This is a genomic window from Glacieibacterium frigidum, assembly GCF_007097155.1.
GTDB classification, from domain to species: Bacteria; Pseudomonadota; Alphaproteobacteria; order Sphingomonadales; family Sphingomonadaceae; genus Glacieibacterium; species Glacieibacterium frigidum.
The window spans coordinates 1,038,248-1,062,872 of the sequence record NZ_VJWA01000002.1; the positions used below are offsets into that span (position 1 = coordinate 1,038,248).

Sequence of the window (24,625 nt, forward strand, 5' to 3'; positions counted from 1 at the left end):
GCCTCGCACCATGAAAATCGAAATCGATACCGACGCTCACAGCCTGACCGTCGATGGTGCCGCGCACGACCTGTTTTCCAAGGAAGCCTTCGACGTCGTCGCCGACCTGTGGGTCAAGACCGGCTGGGTCCGCAAATACAGCTATGGCTTCTCCTGGCTCGGCCGCCCGATCATCCAGCTGCCCGACGACATGCTGCGCATCCAGGAGGCGATCTGGCAGGTCCAGCCCGACGTCATCGTCGAGACCGGCATCGCGCACGGCGGTTCGCTGATCTTCTATGCCAGCCTGATGGAGATGATCGGCAAGGGCCGCGTCATCGGCCTCGACATCGACATCCGCGCGCACAACCGCGCGGCGATCGAGGCGCACCCGATGGTCAAGCGCATCACGATGATCGAGGGCAGCTCGACCGCGCCCGAGACCGTCGCGGCGGTCAGGCAGCACATCGGCCCGAACGATACGGTGATGCTGATCCTCGATTCGAACCACAGCCGCGACCACGTCGCCGACGAACTCGCCGCTTATGCCGACCTCGTCACGCCGGGATCGTATATCCTGTCGCAGGACGGGGTGATGAAGCTGGTTGCGGGCTCCCCCCGCGCCCCCGCCGAATGGGCGACCGACAATCCGATCACCGCCGTCGAGGCGTTCCTCGCCGGCCGCGACGATTTCGAGCTGTCGCACCCGCCGCGCCCGTTCGACGAGACGCTCGACACCCCCGAGTGCTCGCACCACCCGGTCGGCTGGCTGCGCCGCAAGGGCTAGGCGCGGCGGCTGAGCAGACGGCGGGCATTGAGCAGATTGGCGTAGGCCGAGCGGGCCGCCGGATAGGGCGAGTTCGGCATCGACGCCGCGCACATCAGCATGATGTCGCGGAACAGGCGGCGGCGCAGCGGCGGTGGCAGCATTTTCATCATCGCCCGCGCCAGGCGCAGGTTGGGCAGGACACGCCCGATCGGGTTGGGCTCAAGCCTGAGAACCCAGTCGCGGTAGCGCTCGATCGGCGTCGCGTCGCGGTGCATCAACACCTCGGGTACCTCGATATGCGTTCCTGCCATCAGGCCGGGGATCAGCGTCAGCCAGTCGAAGGCGGGCATCGGCGTCAGCGCGGCGAACCCCTGCTGGAACAGCGCGGTGCGGTGGATGCCGTAGAAGCGCGAGCCGTCCCCCGGGCGACGCAGATACTGGCGCAGGCGGGTCTCAGCATCGCCGTCCAACGTGTTCGTGCCGTTCGACACGGTCTGGGTGCCGTCCGCCGCGATCATGGCGATGCGTGAGCAGGCGAGGCTCGCCGACGGTGCCGCGATCAAGGCAGCGAGGACGGTCTCCACGAACCGCGGCGCCCACCAGTCGTCGGCGGGGGCAAACATGAAGAAGGGCGTGTCGGCCGTCTCGATCAGCAGCCGGAAATTGTCGATCGCCGACACCAGCGCCGGTCGCCGCACGATGGTGATGCGCGGGTCGCGGTCGGCAAACTCCCGGGCGATCAGCGGCGTGTCGTCGGTCGAGGCATTGTCGCCGATGACCAGCCGGAAATCGCCGCGCGTCTGGGTGGTGAGCGCGGTCAGCGCGGCGCGCAGCGTGGTACCGCCATTGTACACCGGCAGTCCGATCGTCAGCAGCGGCGCGTTTGAGGTCATGAGGCCTTCGGGGTCGACGGTCGGATGCCAGCTCCCTAAAGCCAGCGCGAGGCCGCCGCAATCGGGGCCCCTGTCGGGACACTGCCAGCGATGAATCCACAGCCTGTTGCTCCCGCACGCCGCGCCGCGCTGCTGCGCATGACGCCGTGGGGCGAGCAGCGGCATGGCGGTGCGCTGCGCAGCGAGCAGATCGCCGCGCTGGTCACGCACGCGCTGCCCGACGCCCTGCATGTCGCGGCACCCTATCCGCGCAGCCTGCCACCCCGGCGCAAGGCGGCGATGGCGCTGCGCGGCAGTCTCGCGGCGCTGGCCAGCCCGACCGCACCGCTCGAAGCCGTGTTCGGAGCCTGGCTGGAGCGCGCGCTAGCGCCCGCCGGGCTGCGCCGGGGCGACCTGCTGATCTACGATGCCGATCCACGCTACGGCCCGGCGCTGATGCGGCTCGCGGCGCGGCGCGGCTTCCGGACCGTGGTGCTGCCGCACAATATCGAGGCGCTGATCCCCAAGACCTGGCCGATCGCCGTCGAACCGCGCGCCACTGCCGAGGTGCTGACGACCGAAGTCGCGTGGATGGCGCGCGCGGACGCGGTGTGGACGATCGGCGTCTTCGACCGCGACCTGCTTGCGTTGTTCGGCATCGCCGCCGTCCAGCTGCCCTACACGCCCCCGCCAGCGCGGCGGGCGGAGCTGCTGGAGGTCCGCGCCGCGCGCATGCCGGCGCCCGGGGCGCCGCTGCTGATCGTCGGCACGGTGCATAATCCGCCGACGCGGGCGGGCATGATCGAGCAGATCGCGCTGGCGCAGGCTCTCGACCTGCCCGTCATCGTCGCGGGCTTCGGGACCGAGGTGCTGCGCGGCGAAACCGGCGGCGGCGCCACGATTTTGGGGGGCCAGTCGTGGCCCGAGCTGGCCGCCCTGATGGCGTCGGCACACGCGCTTTGGGTGCACCAGACGCCGATGTCGGGCGCGCTGACCCGCATTCCGGAGGCGCTGATCGCAGGGCTGCCGGTGCTGGCCAACGCCTGGGCGGCGCACGGCCATGGGCCGCTGACGGGGATACAGGTCTATGCCGAGGCGAGCGAGCTGCCCGCGCTGATCGCCGGCCTGCCCGCCACCGTGCCGCCGCCCGACAACGCGGCGGCGGACGCGGCGTTCATTTCGGCGCTGCGCCAGGCGGCAGGCGTGACGGACTGAGGCGTCGCCGCCGCGCGACCTCGGCAAAGGCTGCGAACAGGCGTTGGCGCAACGCACTCGCCGCCAGGACCGCAGCAACCAGCGCGAGGCCTGCGACGACGGGCAGAAAGACGAGCCACGCCAGCCGGTCGAGCACCAGCTGGTCAGCGAGCCAGCTCCCCGCCCCGAATACCAGCGCGGCGGCAGCGAGCGGCAGCGCGACGTCGGCGAGGTACCAGCGCGCCTGCTCGCCCCGCAGCAGGCGGCGATGCATGATCGGGATTGTCGTCACGACATAGCCGGCGTTGAGCACTGCCCAGATCACCGCCGCCGCGACCGGCCCGTAGCGCGGTACTCCCCAGAGCAGCGCCGGGACCAGAAGCACCACCGCGACGACGTTCGTGTACAGCGCCAGGCTGGTCCAGCCGGCGGCGAGCTGAAGATGGTGCGGCACCTGCATCAGCGCGTTGAGGAAGGTACCGACGGCGAGCGCCGCAAGGATCGGCGCGGTATGGACGACGAGCTTGGCATCGCCCGACCAGGCGAGAATGACACCATCGGCAAAAAAGATCAGCGTCAGCGCGGCGGGCCCGAGCAGCACCGTCATGACCTGCGACGCGGTGTGGTAATTGCTCGCCAGCCGGGCGTCGTCACCACCCGCGACGAGCCGGACGAGCGCCGGGTAGACCGCCTGCAGGACTGGTCCGATGATGATCAGGATGCCGCCCGTGACGGTCGAGGCGATCATGTAGTAGCCGAAATCGGCCAGGCTTAGCAGCCGCGACAGCAGCAGCTTGTCGACCTGGGTCAGCAGCACCGCCAGGATCGTCGTTGCGAAGATGCCGCCGGCGAAACCGCGCACCGTGCGCAGCGCGTCGAGCGAGAAGCGCGGCCGCCGCGCCGCGCGCGGCAGCCCGAAATGCAGCTTGGCGGCGTAGGCGAGCAGGGTGACGAGCGAGATGACGCCCTGCCAGATGAAGAAGGCATCGATCGTCGGCAGCTGCGTCAGCAACGCCACCGCGCCACCGCTGCGCAGCAGGGCAAGCGTGACGCCCGCGACGTTGAGCCAGACCTGCTGCTGCAGGCCGATGATGGCGCTGCGGTAGATGCCCTCGCAAAAACGCAGGGCGATGACGACGCCGACAAGGGCCAGCGCCCGCGCCACTTCGCCGACCCCCAGTGCGCCGGGGTCGAGCCAGTCGCGCGCGATCCAGTCCGACGCCAGGTACAGCGCGACCGCGATGATGGCGGCAAGGCCGAAGACGAGGATCTCGAGGCTGCGCAGCAGGTCGCGGATGAACTGGATCGACGCACGGCCGGCGGTATAGCGCGCCATTTCCCGCCCGAGCGTCGGCGTCATGCCGAGGTCGAGCAGCGTCATCCAGACCTGCAGCGTCGCGAACAGGCCGACGAGGCCGTAAGCCTCGATCCCCAGATAGCGGATGTAGATGGGTACCACGGCCAGCGAGACGACCGCCGCGACGCCCTGCCCGATATAGTTCGCGACGATGTTGCGGCGCGTCGACACCGATGTCAGGCGTTGAGGTCGGCGGAGACCATCTCGCGGCGGCGCCGCGTGCCGAGCAGCACCGCAAGCACCACGCCCAGGACCAGCCCGATCAGCGGGCCGCCGACGAGCAGCGGAAGCTGCCGCGGTTTCGTCGGGTTCAGCGACGCCGTCGGCACGCCGAAGGCTTCGGCAGCGAAGGGCGCACGGCTGTTCGCCAGCATGGCGGCGCGCTCCTCGTCGTTCAGCGCGGCGAACAGTGCGGCGCGCTGCTCGGCAAAGGTCACGCCGCGCAGCTTGTCGGACAGATAGGCAATATTGCTGCGCGACCGCTCCTGCTGCTTCTCTCGCAGATGGGCGTCGGTCACAGCATCGAGGCGCGACAGGAAGCGCATGCCGAACTTAGGATCGGGCGTGTCGAGGGCGAGAACCACCAGCGGGCTCTTGGTGCTCTGCAGGACAGCGACCTCGCTCGCGACGAACAGCTGCAGCCGAGCCGCGTCGGGCCGCTGCCATGCCGGCAGCGGCAGGCCGAGCAGCGACCAGACGGCGTCCTTCGCACCGCCCGGGGGCCTTTCCCAGCTGCGGCGCGCCGTATTCCATTCCGAGGCGAACAGGGTGCGCATCAGCACCGGGTCGCGGGCCAGACGCTCGGCGACCTCACGCGACTTGAGCCCTTCGAGATACAGGCGGAACGCCGATGGCGGTGCCGAATCCGCGCCCAGCCCGGCGAGCTGCGCCAGGCTGCTGAGCCCGCCGCCCGACTGGCCGCGCCCCGACAGCGACTCGGCCGGACTGACGCGCAGCTCGACGGTGTAGGTATACTGCGCGGTGCGCAGGTAGACGATCGCCGCGATGAAGCCGACGAGGGTGAAGGCCAGCACAAGCCACCAGCGGCGGCGCACCTTGTCCCACACGGCGCCCAGCCAGTTCGCGCCCTGGTCGCCATCGGCGGAGCTATCGTAAGTCGCGTCGGTCATTCAGTCGCCTGTTGGCCCCCATGATCGCCCGCCGCATCGCATACCCTGACGCACGCGTCCACGTTCAGCCGCGAAAGCGCGCCAGCAGGGGGCGCTCGACGAGGCGATGGAAGACGTAGCCGGTGACCAGCGTCGCGGCGATGACGACGACGAAAGCGATGCCCGGCGGGACGCGCCCGATCAGCCCGGTCGCCACCGCCAGCTTCCCGAACAGTGACAGCAGCGGATAATGCGTCAGATAGATCGAATAGGACGCCGCGCCGAGCGCCATCAACAGGCGCGGCACCACGACCGGGCGGCGCCGTTCGAGCGACACCAGCCCGGCGACGGCGACTGCCGCCGCAGCACCCGCGGCGAGTTCGCGCCACACCTCGGGAATGACACGCGCGGTGGAGGTATCGACGGCGATACCGGCGAAGACGAGCATAGCCGCCGGCCCGACCCACGCCGACAGGACGCGGCGCGACGCCCACCACGCCGCGACGCCGAAGCCAAACACCAGATTGACCGATGCACTCAGATAGGCAGCGGTCGGGAGCGGCCAGAAAGCGGCGACGACAATCAGCGCGAGCCACGCCAGCGTGACCGCCTGCCCCAACCGGACATTGACGACCCAAGCCGCGAACACCGCGTAGAAGACGATCTCGTGATACAGCGTCCACGCCACTGCGACTGCGGTCGCCCGGTTGTCGGGCCCGACCAGCGCGATCGACGATGCCAGCACGTCCGGCGTGACGCGCGCGCCGACACCCGCCAGCCCGAGCAGCACGATGCCGGCCAGCACGATCCAGTAGACCGGATAGATGCGGACCAGCCGCCGCTTGACGTAGCGTCCCAAGCTCGCCGGCACGCCGACATCGCGGGCATGCACCTCGGCGATGATGAAGCCGCTGAGCGCGAAGAAGAAGAAGACTCCGGCATCGCCCCAGGCGAAGGCGGACCCGAAGGGCGACACCTGCCAGTATTTGGGCGACGCGAACAGCAACGAGGCGTGGAACAGCACGACCGCCAGCGCCGCGAGGCCGCGCCCCGCCTCGATCGTCGCGAACTGGCGCGGCCTTGGCGGCGTCAAATCCGGTGTCCGTATTCGTCGGCGACGACCTGCGCGAGCGACGCGCCGCGCGCCCGCATTAACCCACGGATCTCGGCGATCTTGGCGTCAACCAGGAAGCGGTACCAGCCGCCCTGCAGCGCGTGGAAAACCAGCCCCGGCCAGCCATCAAGGAAGCCGAGGCGAAGGACATAGCGATAGATGAAATAGGCGAGCGCGCGGCTGCCGAGCGGCAGGCGGTGGTAAACCTTGTGCTTGATCCAGCGCTTCACGCCCGCTTGGCCGCCGACTTCGGCATCGACCGGCGCCCGCAGCAGTTCGTCGATCGCCTCGCGCGTCGCATAGCCGTTGTGCTTGGCGGTCCACCAGCCAAGGTTGTTGAGGTTGACGTCGGCAAGGTCGCCGCCGCTGAGATGCGCGATCGGACCATCGACGGTGATATGCTCGTCCATCCAGCGGCTCTCGCAGCGACCGCGCCCCGAGCGCCAGAGGCGCAGCTGGCGCACCGGATAGACGCCGCCCCAGCGAATCGCGCGACCGAGGAAATCGATGCGCCGGTCGACGGTCGCGCCAGCCGCGTCGCCGGGCGCGCCGAGGAAGGTGCGCAATGCCGCGGCAAGTCCGGGCTCGATGATCTCGTCGGCGTCGAGGCGCAGGGTCCAGTCAGTGTCGATGCCGGCGTTGTCGAGCGCCCAGTTGAACTGCGTCGCGTAATTGATCCAGGGATTGACCAGCACCTCGGCACCGTTGGCGGCAGCGATCGCCACGGTATCGTCGGTCGAGTCGCTATCGACGACGACGATGCGTGTCGCGAGGCCCTGCACGCTGGCGATGGCGCGGGCGATGTGCCGCGCTTCGTTGAACGTCAGGATGACGACGGTCAGGCCGGGGCTCACAGGCCGCGCATCCGGATGAAACGCGGCGGCGATCCCGCGACGATCTCGCCCGCGCCGACGTCGCGGGTCACGGTCGAGCGCGCGCCGACCACCGCCTCGTCGCCGATCGTCACGCCGGGACCGACGAAGACGTCGGCCGCCACCCAGGCACGCGCGCCGATGGTAATCGGCGCCGCGACCAGCGGCATGTGCCCGCCGTCGAGCCGACCGGTGTCGTGGCCGGCGCTGCACAGGAAGCTGTACTGGCTGACCGTTGCGAACGCGCCAAGCGTAATGCGCGCGACGCAGTAGCAGTAGACATCGTCGGCAAGCGCGCTGCCAGGTCCCATCGTCAGCTGCCATGGTGCCCAGATCCGCGCGCGCGGATAGGGATGCGCGCCCGGGCCGATCGTGGCACCGAAACAGCGCAGCAGGAAGCGCCGCCAGCCATGCAGCGGCCGCGGACTGGGGCGGTAGAGCAGCGCGTAGAGGACGGCCCACAGGGCGCGCCCGGCCTTGTTGCGCGCCGACAGAATCACTGGCGCGGGCCTAGGCATCGACGAAGTCCGGGCGGGTCCCGCCGTGCAGCGTCCATTCGTAGAATGCCGCCGTCTGCGCAGCGATTGCCGGCCAGCCGAAGGCAGCAGCAACCCACGCCCGGCCGCGCGCACCCATGTCGGCGCGCGCCGCGGCGGGCAGCGCCAGCGCCTCCCGCAGCGTCGCGGTCAGCGCGTCGGTATCGGGCGTCGGCCACCAGCCGCAACCGCGCACCGGCAGTTCCGACCATGGCGTCCCGACAGTCGCGACGACGGGCACGCCGTGCGCCAGCGCCTCAGCGACGACGATGCCGAAATTCTCTGAAAACGACGGCAGCACGAACAGGTCGGCGGCCGCGAAAGCCGCTGCCTTGTCGGCGTCGGCGATCGGTCCCGATAGCACGACCCGCGCCGCCAGCCCGAGCCGTGCGACCCGCGCCGCGATGACGGCGGCATGGCCGCCCTCGTCGGGTCCGGCGATGCGCAGCGTCCAGTCGTCGAAGGCCCGATCGGCGGCGATCCGCGCCCAGGCATCGACGAGGCCGGCAAGGTTCTTCTTGGGGTGGAGCCGCGACATGAACAGCAGGGTGCGCGCGGTGCGCGGCGGTGCCTCGACCAGCGTCACCGGCATGTCGACGCCGTTGGCGATGACCGCGATGGGCGTGCGGGGGAACAGCGCGCGGATCGCCACCCGCTCCTGCTCGGCAGTGGCGAGCAGCCCCGCACTGCGCACCAGGAGGCGGTGCTGGTACAGCAGCCAGGCGACGCGCTTGCGGTTGCGATGCCACGCCATCGCCCAGGGTTCGAGCATGCCGTGCGGGCTGACGACGTAGCGCAGGCCGAGCCGCCGCGCGGCGCCGCACGCCGCCATGTTCGCCGGCGACCAGATGCCGTTGTCGTGGAGCAGCGCGGGCTCACCCGGCCGGCCGCCGAGCGCGGCGCGCACCGCGGGCGTAAAATCATAGCCGGTCAGGCCGAAGCGTCGCCGCCCGGCGACCTTACACGTCGTGACGAGCGCCGCGTCGGGCAGGATCAGCGCATCGTCGGAGGCGCTGGTCCCGGCGGCCAGGGTGACCGCGACCCCCTCGCGCGACAGTGCCTCGCTGAGCGACGTCACCGTGCGCGCCGGCCCGCCGCTGCGCTCGGCGAGACTGCCGATGGTCTGGACGACGTGCATGGTCAGCGTCGGACCAGACGTGCGCGAACGCCCTCGAAAGTCGCCTCCGGGTTTTGCACCTGCCGCAGCAGCCGGTGCAGCGGGCGCAACACCGCATCGTGCGCCGCCGGCGGACGGCCCAGCGCCTTTTCGGCGATGCGCGCGAGATCGCGCCGTGTCGCCTCGGCCAGTCGCCCGCTGCCGGTGATCGTCTCGGCATAGAGGCGGAAGGCGCCGAGCTGGTCGGGCACGTTGACGATACGGCTGCCCGACAACGCCAGGTCAACGAGCAGCTCGGCGTCCCAGCAGGTACGGTTCGCGGTATTGAAGCCGCCAGCGCGTTCGAAGGCCTTGGCGGTAAAGAAGTTCGCCTGCTGGACAAAGGTCATCGCGCCATGCGCGAACGCCGCCAGGCTGAACCGGCTGGTGTAGATCGGCCGCGTCACGCGCCCGTCGCCGTCGAGCATCACGCCGTTGCCGCAGATCACGTCGGTCGCGGGATCGGCGAAATGGGCGGCGACCTTCGCCAGCGCGCCGGGCAGCAGGCGGTCGTCGGCGTTGATGAAGCCGAAGATTTCGCCGGTGGCGCGCGCGAAACCGCGGTTGAGGCCGTCGGCGGGGCCGGCGTCGGGCTCGAAGACCGCGGTCAACCGGTCGCCGAAACTCTCGACGATGGCGCGGCTGCCGTCGGTCGAGCCGGGATCGACGACGATATAGTCGAGGTTATCGTAGCCCTGGTCGAGCACCGAGGCGATCGCCTCGCCGAGGTAGCGTGCCTGGTTGAACGATATCGTGACGATGCTGATGCGTGGGCCGGACATTGCGGCGCGCCATGCCATAGCCTCGGCCAAGCGTCCATCGCGGGGCTTATGCCGCGACAAGCCCTTCGCAGAGCGTACGGACGAGGTCGCGGCCGTGCGTGAAGGCGCGCCAGCCGGGAACGCGCGATACCGTCGGCGCCGTGGCGGGCGGGGCGGATGCGCGGGCGGCGGCGCCCAGGCCGAGATACTCGGCGACGTGCGCGGCGAACTCGGCTTCCGTCATCGGCACACCCGTCGCGATCGCATGGTCGGCGGGCGTGCGCGCGGCGAGCATCAGCGCCAGCGCGTCGACATATTCGGGCGCCCAGCCCCAGTCATGCACGCGGTCCAGCGCGGCGAGGCGGGTTTCGGCCCGCTCCGCGACGACCTGTGCGATCAGCCGTGCCGCGACCGTGTTCGGCGACAGGCGCGACGCATGCTCGGACAGATGCGCGGTCACCGCGAAGGCGCCGCCGGCACGTGCCTCGGCGACCAGCGCCGCAACAGCCGCCTTGGCCGCCGCGAAGTCGGGGTCGAACGCCGGGTCCTCGCCTGCGCCTGCAACGAGCAGCCGCGCGCCGCCCTGTGCCGCCAGCAGCGCGCGCGTCCGGTCGAGCAGGGGCTGCACGTCGACCGCCTCCCTCGGCGCGGGGCCGCGCAGATCATAGATCGTGGCGGGCTGCGTCGCGGCGATCGTCGCGGCGATGTCGTCGTCGGCGTGGACCGCTACCTCGGTGCCGACCTGCAGTTCGGCCAAGCGCCACGACACCCCGCCGCCGCGCGTCGTGCCCGCGACGGTCTGGCCGCGCGCCACCAGCAGCCGCGCCAGATAGGCGCCGTCCTGCCCGCCGATGCCGAGGATCAGCGCGTCCGTCATCGTGTCCTGAGCCTTGGCAAGGGGGGCTGCATCTGCAACGCGGGTACGGGCACGGCGCTCAAGCGTCAACGCTCAGGCCCTCAACAGGAGGATGATCCGATGACCGTCGAATGGCGCGGCAAGTATCTGGAAGTGCACCGCGACGGCACGTGGGAATATGCGGCGCGGACGCGCGGCATCGGCGCCGCGGTGATCCTGGCACTGACCGAGGCGCGCGAGATCGTGCTGGTCGAGCAGTTCCGCGTGCCGCTGGGCAGGCCAACCATCGAGCTGCCCGCCGGCCTGATCGGCGACGACACCGAAGGCGAGGCGGCGGCTGTATCGGCGGCACGCGAACTGCACGAGGAGACGGGCTTCGTCGCGGCGCGCTTCGACGACCTGGGTGACTATGCGACCTCGCCGGGGATGACGTCGGAGACATTTCGCCTGTTCCGCGCGCACGGGCTGACCCGCGACGGCGCGGGCGGCGGCGTCGACGGCGAGGACATCGCGGTGCACGTCGTGCCGGTGAAGGATCTCGGCGCCTGGCTCGACGCGCGCCGCGCCGAGGGGCGGATGATCGATTCGCGGCTGCTGGTCGCGCTCGCCCTCGTCTGATCGCTGTCACCGTCGCGTAATTTGCGCTAGGGGACCGGCCAATCGCGGAGGGGCGAGGGCACGAACGAAACCATGGGCTGGACACTCGACGATATCGACTGGAGAGCGTTCGATGCCGCGCGCGTCGATCCCGACCTGCTGGCTCTGGTCAAGGCGGCCGCCCTCGTCGAGGCCAATGCCGACGATTATGTCGCCTATCTGCGTGGGGTTTTCGCGGGCGACGCGGCCTTCCTGGCGCAGGTCGAACGCTGGGGCATCGAGGAGGCGCGACACGGCGCGGCGCTGGGTCGCTGGGCGATGCACGCCGACCCGGACTGGGACTTCGACCGCGCGCTGAACGACTTCCGCGCCGGCTATCACATCGACACCCAGGCGACCGCGTCGATCCGCGGCTGCCTCGGCGGCGAGCTGCTGGCGCGCCAGGTCGTCGAGACGGGCACCTCCAGCTTCTACACCGCACTCCGCGACGCGAGCACCGAGCCCGTGCTGCGCGGCATCGCCCAGCGCATCGCGGCGGACGAGTTCGCGCACTACCGCCTGTTCGCGCGCGCTGCTGCCACCCGTGCGCGGCTGCCGCTGAGGACTCGCCTGCGCGTCGCCGCGACGCGCTTTGCCGAGGCCGGCGACGACGAGCTGGGCTGGGCGTGGTTCGCCGCCAACGTCCTGTCGCGCGACCCGCGCGCCACTTACGCACCCGGCATCCACACGCGTGCCTATGCGGCGCGCGCGCTGCGCCTGTACCGCCGCACGCACATCGACAGCGGCGTCGCGATGCTGCTGCGCGCGGTCAGCCTGGCGCCGGGCGGGATGCTGCACCGTGCGGTGTCGGGCATGCTCTGGGCGGTCGTGCGGACGCGCGTCGCCTTCGCGAACTAGCGCCGCCGCAGGATCACGTACCACGCGCCGCCGCCGCCGTGGCGCGGGTGGGCGGGGCGGAGCGCCGCGATCCACGGACGCAGGTCGCCGTGCTCGAGCCAGCCGCGCAACGCCGCGCGGATCACGCCGCGGGGCCGGTCGCTGTCGTCATCCTCTCGCGCGCCCTTGCCGGTGATGACCAGCAGCACGCGCGCGCCCGAAATCGCCGCATCCTCGATGCACCGCTTGAGCAGCGCGTGCGCGCGGTCGCGGGTATAGCCGTGGAGGTCGACCGTCATGTCGGGGCGCAGTCGCCCCTTCATGATCGTCCGGTCCCAGCCGCCGTCGAGGGTCGCCGCAGCGGGCGACACGCGGTCGGCGGCCTTGGCGCGCTTGGGCGGCGGCGGCAGGCTGGGCGGCTTTTCGGCGATACGCGGCGGCAAAGGCGCGAGCGGCGGGCGGGTGTTGCCCTTCAGCGGCCGGATGCTCGCGGCGACGTGCGACCACAGGGCCGTCTCGTCCGCCCCGAGCCGCCGCGTCACAGCCCCAGCCGCGCCGCGCTGGCGGGCGGCAGCAGCAGGATCGCCGTGCCCGTCGCCGACATGCCGCCGGCGATGCGGCGCGCATCGGCGCCCGCTCCCCAGAACACGTCGAGCCGGTTGGCGCCCTTGATCGCGCCGCCGGTATCCTGCGCGACCATGACGCGGGTGAACGGCGCCTCGCCCTTCGACGACAGCCACAGCGGCGCGCCGAGCGGCACGAAGCGCGGATCGGCGGCGACGCTGACCTGCGGGGTCAATGCTATGCCGATCGCGCCGGGGGGCCCCAGCGCCGGATCGCCGGGCGGCAGCTCGCGGAAGAAGATCTTCGACCGGTTCTCGTGCATCAGCGCGACGCCCTTGTCGGGGCTGCGCTTCATCCAGCCGATGATGCCGTCCATCGTCGCCTGCCCGGGGCCGAGCAGCCCGCGGTCGCGGAGCAGTTTGCCGATTCCGGTGTAGTCGCGGCCGTTCTGCCCGTCGTAGCCGACGCGCATCACCGTGCCGTCGGGCAGGCGCAGCCGCCCGGAGCCCTGGATTTCGAGGAAGAACGCCTCGTACGGATCGGCCGCCCAAGCGAGTTCGAGCCCGCGCCCGTTGAGCGCGCCGGCGTCGATCGCGGCGCGGTCGTAATAGGGGACGAAGCCTTGGCCCGCGACGCGGCCGCGGATCTTCTTGCCGGTAAGGGCACTGCCGAACGCGCCCAAGTCGACCTCGATCAGGTCGGGCGGCCGGCGATAGAGCGGCGTGCCACCGGCCAGCGACGTGCGCGAACCCGCCAGCTCAGGCTCGTAATAGCCGGTGTTGAGGCCCGTCCCCGGCCCGACCTGCACGGGCACGAGGGTAGCGAAGAACGCCTTCGCATCGGTCGCTGTCGCCGCGGCGGCGCAGGGTCCCGCCCAGTCGCCGGCCTCGGTCAGTCCGCTGAGATCGGTCCGCTTGACCAATACGCCGCACGAGCGCCGGAACGCCGCCAGCGCCGCGGTCGCGTCGCCCAAATCGGGCATCGCGACGCGAACGGCGCCGAGGCTGCGCGCGGTTTCGGGAGCGGGGTTCGCGGCGGCCGTGGTCGCTGCCGCAGTAGTGGCGGGCGGTGGCGGCGGCGCGGACGGAGACGTCGCGACGCGCGGCGTCGACGAGCAGGCCGCCAGGATCAGCAGCGCAGCGACGCTCCCTCCCCGCAGGGAGGGGGTAAGCCTCACGGAAACGCCGCGTCGTCGGTGGCGATCAGCAGCCAGTTCGGATCGGTCGACCCGGCGAGATGGCTGAACGTCCAGACATCGCTGGTCGGCACCGCGTCGCTCTCCGACCCGGACAGGAGGGCGCCGTCGGCATCGCGCGTCACGGCGACGATGTCGGCGTCGAACTGCACGGTGATCTCGGCCATCTGGCCGATCATCTGGGCATTGACGATGCGCGCGCGGTTGATGCGCACGAGCTTGTTGTCGAGCCGCTGGCCGTCGCGCGCGGTGACCGCACCGGCGAACTGCGCGTGCACCTCGTCGGACATCAGGCCGCTGAGCGCCGCCATGTCGCCCTGCCAGAAATTCTCCAGGATCATGCCGTACGCTGCCTTGGCACCGCCGACGAAGCGCGACGGGTCGAAGCCTGGGTCGGCATCGGCGATCGCCTCGAGCGCGGGGACGAGCTTCGCATCGGTGTCGGCGGGCAGTTCGAGCGCACCGCGGGCGCGCGTCTCACCGCTGCGCGCGGCGGGCGGGACCAGCTCGGCCAGTGGCCCGCGCGGACGCTCGCCGACCGGGCGTTCGTTGCCCGTGCGGCGGCCCAGCACGCTGACCAGCCGCAGGCCGATAAAGCCGGCGAGCATCGCCAGCAAAATGATTTCAATCCACGATCCGCCGTCGGACATATCAACACCCTTGTGCACCACTGGTGCGCGAACGCCCGACGATAGCAATTCGACGCGCGGCGGTCCATGCCCGCGCCAGACTTGCGACACCGCGCACCCCCTGCTAGCCGTCCGGCCCGAAATCCCCCCGAGTCATCCGAGAGACGCGCACCATGTCCGACGACAACATCGACAGCGGCGAACTCGCCCCCAACGGCTTCGACGAGGCCACCGCCCAGGCGCCGCAGGTCGGCATCCTGACCCAGTTTACCAAGGACCTGAGCTTCGAGAATCCGGGCGCGCCGCAGTCGCTACAGGCCGAGGGCGCCCCGCGCATCGAGATCAACGTCAACGTCAACGCTCGCCGCGCCGGCGAGGACGTCTACGAGGTCGAGCTGAAGATCGACGCCCGCGCGATGAACGAAGAGAACGTCGCCTTCGTCGTCGAGCTGCTCTACGCCGGGCTGTTCGCGCTGCGGAACATCCCCGAGGAGGCGCTCGAGCCCTTCCTGGTCGTCGAGGCCCCGCGCATCCTGTTCCCGTTTGCCCGCCGCATCATCGCCGACGCCACCCGCGACGGCGGCTTCCCGCCGCTGCTGCTCGAGCCGATCGACTTCGGGTCGCTGTACATGGCGCAGCAGAATGCGGCGCGGAACGGTGCTGCGGGGCAGGTTGGCAACGCATAGTCGCAGCGCGGCCGAGCGCAGGGAGGCAGACGCGCAGCGCTTGCCGAGTAGCGCGCGGACTCGCGCAAGACCGGACGGCGGGGCGGTGCCAAAAGGCACCGAGCCCGACCGACGGCGCGGCTTTGCCGCGACGCCCACTTCCTACGCGCAGCGTCGCGGCAAAGCCGCGCCGTCGGTCGGGTCGAGCGGACGAATTCCGCTCACCCGCCGGCCGTGCTTGCGCGTGTCCGCGCGCTACTCGACGAACGCGAAGACGCGTTCCTCTCCCTGCGCTCGGCCGCGCCGCGCATGAACCTCGTCCGCGCCACCGGCACGATCGGCGGGCTGACGCTGATCAGCCGCGTTCTCGGCTTCGTCCGCGACGTGCTGTTCGCGCGCTACGCGGGCGCCGGCCTCGCGTCCGACGCCTTCCTGATCGCCTTCCGCCTGCCCAACCTGTTCCGCGCGCTGTTTGCCGAGGGGGCGTTCAGCGCGGCGTTCGTGCCGATGTTCGCGCGGACCATCGGCGAGAGCGGCGGCGACCTGTCGGCGGGCAAGCGCTTTGCCGAGGAAGCGCTGAGCGTTCTGCTGCCCGTGCTGATCGTCTTCACTGGCATCATGGTGATCGCCGCGGGCCCGGTCGTCTGGGCGCTGACCGGCGGGTTCGACGATGCGAGCCCTGGCAAGTTCGAGCTCGCGGTCGAGCTGACGCGCATCACCTTTCCCTATCTGCTGCTGATCTCGCTGGTCTCGCTGCTCGGCGGCATCCTCAATTCGATGCAGCGCTTCTGGGTCAACGCGGCGGCGCCCATCCTGCTCAACCTGTCGCTGATCGGCGGGCTGGTGCTGTTCCACTCGACGACCGAGATCGGCACGGCGCGCGTCCAGGCGGCGGCGGTGACGGTGGCGGGCATCGCGCAGTTCGTCTGGCTGCTATGGGCGTGCCTGCGCGCCGACGTGAAGCTGCGCCTGCGCGCGCCCCGCCTGACGCCGCAGGTCAAGCGCCTGCTCAGCGTCATCGGCCCCGCCGCGCTGGGTGCGGGCGCGGTGCAGTTCAACCTGCTGATCTCGACCGCGCTCGCGGCGCGCTTCCTGCCCGAGGGCGCGGTGTCGTACCTCTACTACGCCGACCGGCTGAACCAGCTGCCGCTCGGCATCGTCGGTATCGGCATCGGCACCGCGCTGCTGCCGACGCTGGCGCGCCAATTGGGCGCCAAGGACGACGGGCAGGCGATGCACACGCAGAACCGCGCGATCGAGCTTGTCCTGCTGCTGACCCTGCCAGCGGCATGCGCGCTGGTCGTCAGCGCCTATCCGATCATCGTTGCGCTGCTCCAGTACGGGCGTTTCAGCGCGGCCGACTCGGTCGCCACCGCGCAGGCGCTCGCCGCCTTCTCGCTCGGGCTGCCGGCGTACGTGCTGATCAAGGTACTGACGCCGGGCTTTCACGCACGCTCCGACACGCGGACGCCGGTGCGGATCGCGGTGGCGTCGATGCTGGTCAACCTCGCGGGCAATTTGACCCTGATCTGGTGGCTCGGCGTCGTCGGTATCGCGTTGTCGACCGCGCTCGCGGCGTGGGTCAACGCGATCGCGCTGTGGTGGGTGCTGCGCAGGAACGGGCACTTCACCATCGATGCGCGGCTGCGGCGCAGCGTGCCGCGCCTGATCGCGGCGAGCCTTGCGATGGCCGCCGTGCTGTACGGTATGAACCTTCTGACCGCCGATGCACTCGACGACGGCTTGCCGGTGCGCGTCGGTGCGCTGACCTTGCTGGTCGGCACCGGCTTCGTCGCCTATGTCGCGGGTGTCGCGCTGTTCCGCGCGGTCTCGCTTTCCGACGTGCGGTCGCAGCTGACGCGCCGCCGCTGACAGGACGAACTATGCCCCGCGTACTCTCCGGCATCCAGCCGACCGGCAACCTCCACCTCGGCAACTATCTCGGCGCGATCGCCAACTGGGCGGCGATGCAGGACAGCCACGAGTGCCTGTTCTGCGTCGTCGACCTGCACGCCATCACCCTGTTCCAGGACCCGGCCAGCCTGCGCTCGGCGACGCGCGACATGACTGCGGCGCTGCTCGCCTCGGGAATCGATCCGGCGCGGTCGGTGCTGTTCAACCAGAGCGCGGTGCCGCAGCACGCCGAGCTCGGCTGGGTGCTGGGCTGCGTCGCGCGCGTCGGCTGGCTCAACCGCATGACGCAGTTCAAGGACAAGGCGGGCAAGGATCGCGAGGGCTCGTCGGTCGGCCTGTACGTCTATCCGGTGCTCCAGGCCGCCGACATACTGGTCTACAAGGCGACGCACGTGCCGGTCGGCGACGACCAGAAGCAGCATCTCGAACTGGCGCGCGACATCGCGGTCAAGTTCAACACGGACTATGGCGTCGAGCTGTTCCCGCTGCCCGAACCCGTGATCGGGCTGGGCGGCGGCGCGACGCGGATCATGTCGCTGCGAGACGGCACCGCCAAGATGTCGAAGTCGGACCCGTCGGCGAACAGCCGCATCGACCTGACCGACGACGCCGAGACGATCGCCGCCAAGATCCGCAAGGCGAAGAGCGACGCCGACGCCCTGCCGTCCGAGGTCGCGGGCCTCGCCGACCGGCCCGAAGCGCGCAACCTGGTGGGCATTTACGCCGCCCTCGCCAAGACGAGTCCGGACGCGGTGCTGCGCCAGTTCGGCGGCCAGGGCTTCGGCGTGTTCAAGCCCGCACTCGCCGATCTGACCGTCGCGACGCTCGCGCCGATTACTGCCGCCTATCGTGAACGGCGCGCCGACGAGGCCGCACTCGACTCGGTGCTGGCGGAAGGTGCTGCAAAGGCGCGCGCCATTGCCGCGCCGGTGCTGGCGGAAGTTTATGAAACGATTGGATTTCTGACACGTTGTTGAGGTTCAGTCGCGGTTAACGCGTCATACGGTAGCGAAGTCTTCGCTTCGTCTTGCTTCAGGATAACGCCATGCGCATCGTCGCTCTCACATTATTGCTCGCCACTGCGGCCTGCACGACGCCGTTCGAGGCGCGCGTCAACCGCTTCTCGGCACTGCCTGCGCCGCAGGGCCAGACCTTCGCGATCCAGGCGCGCGACCAGGCCAAGGCCGGCAGCCTCGAATTCGCAACCTACGCCAATCTCGTCGGCCAGCGGCTGACCGCGCAGGGCTATTCGGCCGCGGCGACGCCCGGTGCCGCCAGCCTGATCGTGCAACTCGACTATGCCGTCAGCCCGCCGCGCGAGAAGATCGAGACGCGCCAGGGTCTGGGCTATTACGGCGGCTTCGGCGGCTATCGCGGCGGGTTCGGCGGCTGGGGCGGCTACGGCGGCTTCGGCGCGCGCGGCCGCTTCGGCGGCTTCTACGGCGGCGGCTTCTACGGCCCGGGCTTCTGGGACCCGTTCTGGGGCCCAACCGAGGTCTACAGCACCACGCAGTACAACAGCTTCGTCGCGCTGCGCATCGACCGCACCGCCGACAAGGAGAGCGTCTTCGAAGGCCGTGCCGAGACGGTCAGCCGTTCGGGCGACCTCACGCGCCTCGTGCCGCCGCTGGTCGACGCGCTGTTCACCGGCTTCCCGGGCAATTCGGGCGAGACGATCCGCGTCCGCCTGCCCGAGCAGCGCCAGAAGGTCATGACCTACGCGCCGGGCTGACGCTTGCACGCCCTCACGAAGGGCGTAGCATGACCCGGTGCCTGCACCGACCTATCTCGTCGTCGTCGACGACACCCCGGAGAGCCGTGTAGCCCTGCGCTACGCGGCTCTTCGCGCGTCGCATGTCGGCGCACAGCTGACGCTGCTCCACGTCCTGTCGCCGACCGAGTTCATGGCCTTCGGCGGCGTCCAGGCGGCGATGGAGGCCGAAGCCGACGCTGCGGCGCAGGCGTTGCTCGCCGAGGTCGCGGTGCAGTGCGAGACCTGGGCGGGCAGCCGCCCCAGCACGATCGTGCGGCGCGGCGAGGCGCGCGAGGCGGTGCTTGCCGAGATTGCCGGCGACACCTCGATCCGCGCGCTGGTGCTCGGCGCAGCGGTCAAGGGCGCGCCGGGACCGCTCGTCACCTTCTTCGCGGGCGAGCGCGCCGGCACTTTGCCGTGCATCGTGATGATCGTCCCCGGCGGCCTCGACGAAGACCGGCTGATCGACCTGACTTGATTCGCTGTCCCGCGCGGGCCACATGCCTCGGCGACGGAGACAGTAGATGTTTATCGAGACCGAACGCACGCCGAACCCGGCGACGCTCAAGTTCCTGCCCGGGCGGAGCGTCATGCCGGACGGCACCGCCGACTTCGCCAGTCCCGAGGATGCCGAGGCCTCGCCGCTCGCGGCCGCGCTGTTCGCACTGGGCGACGTCACCCGCGTGTTCTTCGGCGGCGATTTCGTCGCGGTGACCAAGGCCGAGGGCTCGGCCGACTGGTCGAGCCTCAAGGTCGACGTGCTCGGCCTGCTGGTCGACCATTTCAGCAGCGGCGCGCCGCTGTTCACCGGTGCCGAGACCGCCGCGACGATGGCGGTCACCGACGACCCCGAGGACGCCGACATCGTCGCGCAGATTCACGAACTGCTTGACGAGCGCGTCAGGCCGCAGGTTGCGAACGACGGCGGCGACATCGTTTATCGCGGTTTCCAGAAGGGCATCGTCTACCTGCAGATGCAGGGCGCCTGCGCCGGCTGCCCGTCGTCGTCGGCGACGCTGAAGCAGGGCATCGAATCGCTGCTCAAATATTACGTGCCCGAAGTCGTCGAAGTCCGCGCCGTCTGATGACGGCGCCGCTCGACGCCGCCGCGACCGCCGCGCTCTTCGGCGACGCGCACACGGCCTATGGCTGGACCGACCGGCCGGTCGAGGCGGCGCTGATCCAAACGCTCTACGACCTCGTCAAGGTCGGGCCGACGTCGGCCAATTCCTCGCCCGCGCGCTTCGCCTTCTGCACCAGTCCCGAGGCGCGCGAGCGGCTGGCGGCGTGCGTGTCGGCGAACAACGCCCCGCGCGTCCGCGCCGCGCCGGTCACGGTCGTCATCGGCATGGACATGGCATTCTACGACCGGTTGCCCGAACTATTTCCCTATGCCGACGCGCGCAGCTGGTTCGCGCACGACCCCGTCGTCGCCGATGCCACCGCGCTGCGCAATTCGTCGCTGCAGGGCGGTTATCTGATCCTCGCGGCGCGCGCTCTCGGCCTCGACGCCGGGCCAATGTCGGGGTTCGACAAGGACGCGGTCGATGCGGCGTTCTGGGCCGGCACGACGGTCGCGACCAACTTCATCTGTTCGCTGGGTTACGCGGACCATGCGTTCGACAATCCGCGGCCGCCCAAGTTGAGCTTTGAGGACGCCGCGCAGATCCTGTGACCCTGGCTTTGGTGATCGATACGGCGCTCGCCGCGCAGTCGCTGGCGCTGCTGGACGGTGCGACCGTCGTCGCAGCGCGGCACGGCGTCATCGGGCGCGGCCATGCGGAGGCGCTGATGCCGGCGCTGGCCGCGCTGCTCGACGAGGCGGGCGCGACGCCCGACCGCATCCTGGTCGACGTCGGCCCCGGCAGCTTCACCGGCCTGCGGATTGGAATCGCGGCGGCGCGCGCACTGGGCCTGGCGTGGGACGTGCCGGTGACGGGCTATGCCAGCCTTACGCTGATCGCTGCGCCGGTGTTCGCCGCACACCCCGACACGCGGCTCGCCGTGGTCGCGGAGGCCGGGCGCGGACTATTGTACGTGCAGCTTATGGACCGCGATCTGGTCGCCGAGGGCGAGCCGCTGGCGCTCGATGCCGCGGGCGTCGCAGCGTGGCTGCCAGCCGGTGTGGCGCTTGCCGGGCCGGGGGCGGCGCGGGTGCCCGGAGCGCGGGTCCTCGCCGACGCGTGGCCCGATGCGCGCGATGCGCATCTGCTGGTCGGGGCGGCCGCGCTGCCGCCGGTGCCGCTCTACATCAGTGCGCCCGACGCGGTGGCGGCATGACCCCGCTCGCGGTCGGGGCCGCCGACATCGACGCGATGCTGGCGGTGATGGCCGACGCCTTCGATCCGCGCTTCGGCGAGGCGTGGAGCGCGGTGCAGCTCGGCGGCTCGCTGGCGCAGATCGACACCTGGGCGCGACTGGTGCGCGAGACCGCCGCCGACGGGCGCGGCGCCCCGCTGGGGTTCAGCCTGTGCCGCCGCATCGTCGACGAGTCCGAACTGCTGCTTGTCGCGGTGGTACCTGCCGCCCGGCGGCGCGGCATCGGTGGTGCCTTACTGGAGACCGCGCAACGCGACGCCAGACTGCGCGGCAGCCGGACGATGTTCCTGGAAATGCGCGACGGCAATGCTGCGGCATCGCAGCTTTATCGGGCACAAGGGTTCGTCGAGATCGGGCGCCGTCGCGACTATTACCGCGGTATTGACGGCAATCGTCACGACGCCGTGACCATGCGGCGACCGCTCGACGATTGAGTCGTCCAAGTCGTTCATCAATGCTGGACTTGCATTTCGCCGACTTCGACGGCATAGCCGCGCCCTTGAGCAGTGATGCTCAAGTCTTGTTCAAGGATTTTCAGTATGGCTGAAGCCACCGCCGCCCACAACGAATTGCTCTCGCTGACCGCTGACATCGTTTCGTCGCACGTCGCCAACAACACCGTCGCGGTGTCCGACCTGCCGCATGTCATCGAGAACGTCTATTCGACGCTCGCGCGCCTGGGCGGCGAAGCGCCCGTGCCCGAGGTCAAGCAGGAGCCGGCGGTTTCGATCCGCACGTCGATCAAGCCCGACTTCATCGTCTGCCTCGAAGACGGCAAGAAGCTGAAGATGCTGAAGCGCCACCTGATGACGCACTATAAGATGACGCCCGACGCCTATCGCACCAAGTGGGGCCTGCCCGCCGACTATCCGATGGTCGCCCCCAACTATGCGGCGCAGCGTCGCATGCTGGCGAAGAAGATCGGCCTCGGCACCAAGCGCGGCGCCGCTGCTCCCGCTGCCGGCAAGCGCGGCAGCTAAGTATCGGCACATGCCGTCACGCGAGCAGGGCGGCGACTTCGTCGTAGCTCGCGGCGACGGCGTGCGCACCCGCGGCGCGCAGCGTCTCGGCATGGCCGTCGCGAATGTGGCTGCCCGCCGCCAGCCCGATCACCCGCATCCCCGCCGCGACGCCGCCGGTCACGCCGGCCACCGAATCCTCGATGACGACGCAGTCGGCGGGCGCCGTGCCCATGCTGCGCGCGGCATGCAGGAACAGGTCGGGGGCCGGCTTGCCGTTGGCGACGTCGCTCGCGCCGCTGAAGCGGTGCGGGAACAGGTCGGCGAGCCCGATGATGTCGAGCGCCAGCGCCAGCCATTCGTGACTGCTCGACGAGGCGATGCAGCGCGGCCAGTCGGCGTGCGCCGCGATAAAGGCGCTCAGCCCGTCGATCTCGACCAGTTCGTCGGCGAGGCGGGCGCGCACCTCGGCCCGTCGCGCATCGTTGAACTCGGGCGGCAGCGGTCGCCCGAGCGCCACCTCGATGTCCGCGGCGCAGTCGATCCAGCGGCGGCCCATATAGCGCGCCAGCGACTCGTCGGTCGTCGTCGGCAGGCCGATATCGGTCAGCGCGCGCGCCAGCTCCGAATTGGCGATGAGTTCTGAATCGGCGACAACGCCGTCGAAATCGAAGATCAGCAGGGTCATGCGCGGCTTCCGAACAGGGCACTGCCGACCCGAACATGCGTCGCGCCGAGTTGTGCCGCGGTTTCGAAATCGGCCGACATGCCCATGCTGAGCCCCGTCAGCTCGTGGACGCGCGCCAGCTTCGCCAGCAGCGCGAAAAAGGGTGCGGGCTCGATTCCCGCCGGCGGCACCGCCATCAGCCCGACGACGGGCAACCCTGCGGCGCGCGCAGTGTCCAGCAGCGCGGCGAGGTCGCCAGGCGCTACGCCGCCCTTCTGCGGCTCGTCGCCGACATCGACCTGGACGAAACAGTCGGGCCGCCGGCCGCTGCTCTGCATCGCCTTGGCGAGCGCGGCGATCAGCGACGGGCGGTCGACGCTGTGGATGGTGTCGAACAGCGCGACTGCATCGGCAGCCTTGTTCGACTGCAGCTGGCCGATCAGGTGGAGGTGCACGTCGGGCCAGCGAGCGCGCAGGCCGGCCCATTTGCCCTGCGCTTCCTGTACCCGGTTCTCGCCGAAGTCGGTGACGCCGGCCGCGAGCAGCGGCTCGATCGCGTCGGGGCCGTACGTCTTGGAGACCGCAATCAGCGTCGGCGTCGCGTGGCCGCCGAGTTTCGCGGCGGCGGCGAGGCGCGTGCGGATGTCGGTGAGCGGCGTGGTGTCGGGCATGGCGCTGCTATAGGCGGCGACGATGCGCACGCGCCACCTTCCCGTTGACTGGCCCGTCGCCTGGCTGTTCGCCGAGCCGCGCCTGGGCGAGGCGCTGTGGATCGCGCTCGACCGCCTGCCGCGCGGCGCGGGGGTGGTGTTCGGGCACGTCGACCTGGCGCCCGCAGCGCGGCGGCGGTTGTTCGCGCGCGTCGCGCTGGTCGCAGCGCGGCGGCGGCTGGTGCTGGTCGACAGCCGCGACCCGCGCATCGCCAAGGCGCATGACCGTGCCGAGATCGTCGCCGCACGCCGCCGGGGTGCGTGCCTCGTCTTCGTCTCGCCGGTGTTCGCGACCGCCAGCCACCCGGGCGCACCGGTGCTGGGCCGCGTCCGCTACGGCCTGATGGTGCGCGGCGCAGGGGTGCCGGTCGCGGCGCTCGGCGGGATGACGGCGCGACGCTTCGAAACGCTACGCCCGCTCGGTGCGGTCGCGTGGGGCGCGATCGACGCGTGGACCGGTTAGAAGCTGAACGCCGTGCCCAGATAGACCGACTGGTCGTCGCGGTCGGGGTCGAGCAGGCTCGGCGCGACGGGGGCGAGCTTGTAGCGCACGCCGCCCGACAGCGAGAGGCGCGGCCCGAGGGCATAGGCGCCGCCGACATCGACCGAGTAACGCCGCTCTAGCGGGGTCAGCAGAAGCGGCGAACCCGTCTCGGCCGCCAGCTGGACCGCGGTCTTCCAGTTGCGCGCGCGGTAGCCGAAGCTCAGGTCGACGCCCTCGCGGCGGTTCGGGCCGACGCCGGTCAGGCCGGTATCGACGCGGGTGAAGCCGCCCGCCACCGCAAAGCCACGCCAGCCGACCGACAGCCCGACGTTGTACGCCGTCGGCGCGCCTGCATCGGGAGCAATCCGCGACGTGTCGGCAGCAGCGGTGACGACGCGCGACGTGACGCCGATCGACAGCGCCTTGCGGCCCGACTGGCCCGATGGCGTGAAGCGGAAGGCCCGCTCGACCGTGTCGAGGCGCGCGTTGGCGGCGGTGCGGCCGGGTGCGGTGAAGGTGAAGCGCGCGCTGTCGAGCAGCTGCGGCGCGAACGGGGTCAGCGTCGTGCCGCGCAACCGGTCGGCCGCCTCGGTCGTGACACGCGCCTTGGCGGTGCGCTTGGCCGGGGCCTTGGCGGCGATCGCGGCGCACGGCAGCGCCGCGGCGAAAATCGCCGCTACGCCGGCCACGCCGACAAACCGATGCAGACCCCTGATCA

At 70.7% G+C, this 24,625-nt stretch carries 30 protein-coding genes; 15 read left to right on the forward strand and 15 right to left on the reverse strand.

All coding sequences use genetic code 11. The features are described 5' to 3' along the window. The first annotated feature begins 10 nt into the window (after positions 1–10). Positions 11–766, forward strand: a complete 756-nt coding sequence (locus FMM06_RS14475; RefSeq protein WP_144335043.1) for a cephalosporin hydroxylase family protein — start codon at positions 11–13, stop codon at positions 764–766. On the opposite strand, the gene FMM06_RS14480 is transcribed toward FMM06_RS14475, so the two are convergent. After that, positions 763–1,641: a glycosyltransferase family 2 protein gene (locus tag FMM06_RS14480; protein ID WP_185965200.1), complete on the reverse strand. Its 879-nt coding sequence runs from the start codon at positions 1,639–1,641 to the stop codon at positions 763–765. The two genes, FMM06_RS14475 and FMM06_RS14480, sit on opposite strands and share 4 nt — an antisense overlap. A 90-nt stretch (positions 1,642–1,731) precedes the next feature. On the opposite strand from FMM06_RS14480, the gene FMM06_RS14485 reads away from it, so the two are divergent. Further along, positions 1,732–2,835: a glycosyltransferase family protein gene (locus tag FMM06_RS14485; RefSeq protein WP_185965201.1), complete on the forward strand. Its 1,104-nt coding sequence runs from the start codon at positions 1,732–1,734 to the stop codon at positions 2,833–2,835. Here FMM06_RS14485 and FMM06_RS14490 read toward each other — a convergent pair. The 8 genes from FMM06_RS14490 to FMM06_RS14525 form a co-directional block, all read right to left on the reverse strand. Then, complete coding sequence (locus FMM06_RS14490) at positions 2,795–4,342, reverse strand: lipopolysaccharide biosynthesis protein (protein WP_144335046.1); 1,548 nt, start codon at positions 4,340–4,342, stop codon at positions 2,795–2,797. The two genes, FMM06_RS14485 and FMM06_RS14490, sit on opposite strands and share 41 nt — an antisense overlap. Positions 4,343–4,347: 5 nt before the next feature. Further along, positions 4,348–5,301, reverse strand: a complete 954-nt coding sequence (locus FMM06_RS14495; protein ID WP_144335047.1) for a Wzz/FepE/Etk N-terminal domain-containing protein — start codon at positions 5,299–5,301, stop codon at positions 4,348–4,350. 64 nt (positions 5,302–5,365) lie between these two features. Beyond that, positions 5,366–6,373, reverse strand: coding sequence for an acyltransferase family protein (locus tag FMM06_RS14500; RefSeq protein ID WP_185965202.1), 1,008 nt, complete (start codon positions 6,371–6,373; stop codon positions 5,366–5,368). Then, the gene (locus tag FMM06_RS14505) at positions 6,370–7,248 is read right to left on the reverse strand and encodes a glycosyltransferase family 2 protein (protein WP_207790294.1); all 879 of its coding nucleotides are present in this window, start codon (positions 7,246–7,248) and stop codon (positions 6,370–6,372) included. Before FMM06_RS14505 ends, FMM06_RS14500 begins: the two co-directional genes overlap by 4 nt. After that, positions 7,245–7,766 carry an LbetaH domain-containing protein gene (locus tag FMM06_RS14510; protein WP_207790295.1) on the reverse strand — a complete coding sequence of 174 codons (522 nt, stop codon included), beginning with the start codon at positions 7,764–7,766 and terminating at the stop codon, positions 7,245–7,247. The genes FMM06_RS14505 and FMM06_RS14510 overlap by 4 nt, the downstream gene beginning before the upstream one ends. Before the next feature lie 10 nt (positions 7,767–7,776). After that, a complete protein-coding gene (locus FMM06_RS14515; RefSeq protein ID WP_144335050.1) occupies positions 7,777–8,940 on the reverse strand; it encodes a glycosyltransferase in 1,164 nt (387 codons plus the stop codon). A 2-nt stretch (positions 8,941–8,942) separates the two neighbouring features. Continuing rightward, positions 8,943–9,740 (reverse strand): glycosyltransferase family 2 protein, encoded by a 798-nt coding sequence (locus tag FMM06_RS14520; RefSeq protein ID WP_144335051.1) that lies wholly within the window; start codon positions 9,738–9,740, stop codon positions 8,943–8,945. A 46-nt stretch (positions 9,741–9,786) separates the two neighbouring features. Further along, positions 9,787–10,596 carry a GDP-mannose 4,6-dehydratase gene (locus tag FMM06_RS14525; protein ID WP_144335052.1) on the reverse strand — a complete coding sequence of 270 codons (810 nt, stop codon included), beginning with the start codon at positions 10,594–10,596 and terminating at the stop codon, positions 9,787–9,789. A gap of 99 nt (positions 10,597–10,695) precedes the next feature. On the opposite strand from FMM06_RS14525, the gene FMM06_RS14530 reads away from it, so the two are divergent. Both FMM06_RS14530 and FMM06_RS14535 read left to right on the forward strand, forming a co-directional pair. Beyond that, on the forward strand, positions 10,696–11,193 hold the full coding sequence (locus tag FMM06_RS14530) for an NUDIX hydrolase (RefSeq protein ID WP_144335053.1): 498 nt from the start codon (positions 10,696–10,698) through the stop codon (positions 11,191–11,193). A gap of 72 nt (positions 11,194–11,265) precedes the next feature. After that, positions 11,266–12,069: a ferritin-like domain-containing protein gene (locus tag FMM06_RS14535; RefSeq protein WP_144335054.1), complete on the forward strand. Its 804-nt coding sequence runs from the start codon at positions 11,266–11,268 to the stop codon at positions 12,067–12,069. On the opposite strand, the gene FMM06_RS14540 is transcribed toward FMM06_RS14535, so the two are convergent. From FMM06_RS14540 to FMM06_RS14550, 3 genes are read right to left on the reverse strand one after another with little or no spacing between them, the layout of a single operon-like run. Further along, positions 12,066–12,590 carry a Smr/MutS family protein gene (locus FMM06_RS14540; protein ID WP_144335055.1) on the reverse strand — a complete coding sequence of 175 codons (525 nt, stop codon included), beginning with the start codon at positions 12,588–12,590 and terminating at the stop codon, positions 12,066–12,068. The two genes, FMM06_RS14535 and FMM06_RS14540, sit on opposite strands and share 4 nt — an antisense overlap. Continuing rightward, entirely contained in the window at positions 12,587–13,789 is a 1,203-nt protein-coding gene (gene mltA / locus FMM06_RS14545; protein ID WP_235889330.1) for a murein transglycosylase A, read from the reverse strand. The genes FMM06_RS14540 and mltA overlap by 4 nt, the downstream gene beginning before the upstream one ends. Next, positions 13,786–14,457, reverse strand: coding sequence for a Tim44/TimA family putative adaptor protein (locus FMM06_RS14550; RefSeq protein WP_144335056.1), 672 nt, complete (start codon positions 14,455–14,457; stop codon positions 13,786–13,788). Before FMM06_RS14550 ends, mltA begins: the two co-directional genes overlap by 4 nt. A 152-nt stretch (positions 14,458–14,609) precedes the next feature. Between FMM06_RS14550 and secB the strand changes: the two genes are divergently transcribed. From secB to FMM06_RS14600, 10 genes are all read left to right on the forward strand, one after another. After that, positions 14,610–15,122, forward strand: a complete 513-nt coding sequence (secB, locus tag FMM06_RS14555) for a protein-export chaperone SecB (protein WP_144335057.1) — start codon at positions 14,610–14,612, stop codon at positions 15,120–15,122. A 288-nt stretch (positions 15,123–15,410) separates the two neighbouring features. Further along, a complete protein-coding gene (gene murJ / locus FMM06_RS14560; RefSeq protein ID WP_144335497.1) occupies positions 15,411–16,973 on the forward strand; it encodes a murein biosynthesis integral membrane protein MurJ in 1,563 nt (520 codons plus the stop codon). Between the two features lie 11 nt (positions 16,974–16,984). Then, positions 16,985–17,992 (forward strand): tryptophan--tRNA ligase, encoded by a 1,008-nt coding sequence (trpS, locus tag FMM06_RS14565; RefSeq protein ID WP_144335058.1) that lies wholly within the window; start codon positions 16,985–16,987, stop codon positions 17,990–17,992. 68 nt (positions 17,993–18,060) lie between these two features. Continuing rightward, a complete protein-coding gene (locus FMM06_RS14570; RefSeq protein WP_144335059.1) occupies positions 18,061–18,747 on the forward strand; it encodes a DUF4136 domain-containing protein in 687 nt (228 codons plus the stop codon). 37 nt (positions 18,748–18,784) lie between these two features. Next, positions 18,785–19,246 carry a universal stress protein gene (locus FMM06_RS14575; protein WP_144335060.1) on the forward strand — a complete coding sequence of 154 codons (462 nt, stop codon included), beginning with the start codon at positions 18,785–18,787 and terminating at the stop codon, positions 19,244–19,246. A gap of 46 nt (positions 19,247–19,292) precedes the next feature. Beyond that, a complete protein-coding gene (locus tag FMM06_RS14580) occupies positions 19,293–19,853 on the forward strand; it encodes a NifU family protein (protein ID WP_144335061.1) in 561 nt (186 codons plus the stop codon). After that, complete coding sequence (locus tag FMM06_RS14585; RefSeq protein WP_144335062.1) at positions 19,853–20,443, forward strand: malonic semialdehyde reductase; 591 nt, start codon at positions 19,853–19,855, stop codon at positions 20,441–20,443. The genes FMM06_RS14580 and FMM06_RS14585 overlap by 1 nt, the downstream gene beginning before the upstream one ends. 11 nt (positions 20,444–20,454) lie before the next feature. Next, positions 20,455–21,048 carry a tRNA (adenosine(37)-N6)-threonylcarbamoyltransferase complex dimerization subunit type 1 TsaB gene (gene tsaB / locus FMM06_RS14590; RefSeq protein WP_235889331.1) on the forward strand — a complete coding sequence of 198 codons (594 nt, stop codon included), beginning with the start codon at positions 20,455–20,457 and terminating at the stop codon, positions 21,046–21,048. Continuing rightward, entirely contained in the window at positions 21,045–21,521 is a 477-nt protein-coding gene (locus FMM06_RS14595; protein ID WP_144335063.1) for a GNAT family N-acetyltransferase, read from the forward strand. Before tsaB ends, FMM06_RS14595 begins: the two co-directional genes overlap by 4 nt. 105 nt (positions 21,522–21,626) lie before the next feature. Then, positions 21,627–22,067, forward strand: a complete 441-nt coding sequence (locus FMM06_RS14600) for a MucR family transcriptional regulator (protein WP_144335064.1) — start codon at positions 21,627–21,629, stop codon at positions 22,065–22,067. 16 nt (positions 22,068–22,083) lie between these two features. On the opposite strand, the gene FMM06_RS14605 is transcribed toward FMM06_RS14600, so the two are convergent. Continuing rightward, complete coding sequence (locus tag FMM06_RS14605) at positions 22,084–22,734, reverse strand: HAD family hydrolase (protein WP_144335065.1); 651 nt, start codon at positions 22,732–22,734, stop codon at positions 22,084–22,086. After that, positions 22,731–23,384 (reverse strand): YggS family pyridoxal phosphate-dependent enzyme, encoded by a 654-nt coding sequence (locus FMM06_RS14610; protein WP_144335499.1) that lies wholly within the window; start codon positions 23,382–23,384, stop codon positions 22,731–22,733. Before FMM06_RS14610 ends, FMM06_RS14605 begins: the two co-directional genes overlap by 4 nt. A 22-nt stretch (positions 23,385–23,406) precedes the next feature. On the opposite strand from FMM06_RS14610, the gene FMM06_RS14615 reads away from it, so the two are divergent. Beyond that, complete coding sequence (locus FMM06_RS14615; protein ID WP_144335066.1) at positions 23,407–23,886, forward strand: thiamine phosphate synthase; 480 nt, start codon at positions 23,407–23,409, stop codon at positions 23,884–23,886. Here FMM06_RS14615 and FMM06_RS14620 read toward each other — a convergent pair. Further along, positions 23,883–24,596 (reverse strand): porin, encoded by a 714-nt coding sequence (locus FMM06_RS14620; RefSeq protein WP_144335067.1) that lies wholly within the window; start codon positions 24,594–24,596, stop codon positions 23,883–23,885. The two genes, FMM06_RS14615 and FMM06_RS14620, sit on opposite strands and share 4 nt — an antisense overlap. Positions 24,597–24,625 lie beyond the last annotated feature (29 nt).

Excerpts from the sequence above, each read along its gene's own strand:
- FMM06_RS14600 (WP_144335064.1), top strand. The coding sequence starts at position 21,627 with ATGGCTGAAGCCACCGCCGCCCACAACGAATTGCTCTCGCTGACCGCT.
- FMM06_RS14475 (WP_144335043.1), top strand. The coding sequence starts at position 11 with ATGAAAATCGAAATCGATACCGACGCTCACAGCCTGACCGTCGATGGT.
- FMM06_RS14580 (WP_144335061.1), top strand. The coding sequence starts at position 19,293 with ATGTTTATCGAGACCGAACGCACGCCGAACCCGGCGACGCTCAAGTTC.
- FMM06_RS14515 (WP_144335050.1), bottom strand. The coding sequence starts at position 8,940 with ATGCACGTCGTCCAGACCATCGGCAGTCTCGCCGAGCGCAGCGGCGGG.
- FMM06_RS14480 (WP_185965200.1), bottom strand. The coding sequence starts at position 1,641 with ATGACCTCAAACGCGCCGCTGCTGACGATCGGACTGCCGGTGTACAAT.
- FMM06_RS14570 (WP_144335059.1), top strand. The coding sequence starts at position 18,061 with ATGCGCATCGTCGCTCTCACATTATTGCTCGCCACTGCGGCCTGCACG.
- FMM06_RS14535 (WP_144335054.1), top strand. The coding sequence starts at position 11,266 with ATGGGCTGGACACTCGACGATATCGACTGGAGAGCGTTCGATGCCGCG.
- FMM06_RS14520 (WP_144335051.1), bottom strand. The coding sequence starts at position 9,740 with ATGTCCGGCCCACGCATCAGCATCGTCACGATATCGTTCAACCAGGCA.
- FMM06_RS14525 (WP_144335052.1), bottom strand. The coding sequence starts at position 10,596 with ATGACGGACGCGCTGATCCTCGGCATCGGCGGGCAGGACGGCGCCTAT.
- FMM06_RS14585 (WP_144335062.1), top strand. The coding sequence starts at position 19,853 with ATGACGGCGCCGCTCGACGCCGCCGCGACCGCCGCGCTCTTCGGCGAC.
- FMM06_RS14615 (WP_144335066.1), top strand. The coding sequence starts at position 23,407 with ATGCGCACGCGCCACCTTCCCGTTGACTGGCCCGTCGCCTGGCTGTTC.
- FMM06_RS14495 (WP_144335047.1), bottom strand. The coding sequence starts at position 5,301 with ATGACCGACGCGACTTACGATAGCTCCGCCGATGGCGACCAGGGCGCG.
- FMM06_RS14610 (WP_144335499.1), bottom strand. The coding sequence starts at position 23,384 with ATGCCCGACACCACGCCGCTCACCGACATCCGCACGCGCCTCGCCGCC.
- FMM06_RS14485 (WP_185965201.1), top strand. The coding sequence starts at position 1,732 with ATGAATCCACAGCCTGTTGCTCCCGCACGCCGCGCCGCGCTGCTGCGC.
- murJ (WP_144335497.1), top strand. The coding sequence starts at position 15,411 with ATGAACCTCGTCCGCGCCACCGGCACGATCGGCGGGCTGACGCTGATC.
- secB (WP_144335057.1), top strand. The coding sequence starts at position 14,610 with ATGTCCGACGACAACATCGACAGCGGCGAACTCGCCCCCAACGGCTTC.
- FMM06_RS14550 (WP_144335056.1), bottom strand. The coding sequence starts at position 14,457 with ATGTCCGACGGCGGATCGTGGATTGAAATCATTTTGCTGGCGATGCTC.
- trpS (WP_144335058.1), top strand. The coding sequence starts at position 16,985 with ATGCCCCGCGTACTCTCCGGCATCCAGCCGACCGGCAACCTCCACCTC.
- FMM06_RS14595 (WP_144335063.1), top strand. The coding sequence starts at position 21,045 with ATGACCCCGCTCGCGGTCGGGGCCGCCGACATCGACGCGATGCTGGCG.
- FMM06_RS14605 (WP_144335065.1), bottom strand. The coding sequence starts at position 22,734 with ATGACCCTGCTGATCTTCGATTTCGACGGCGTTGTCGCCGATTCAGAA.
- FMM06_RS14530 (WP_144335053.1), top strand. The coding sequence starts at position 10,696 with ATGACCGTCGAATGGCGCGGCAAGTATCTGGAAGTGCACCGCGACGGC.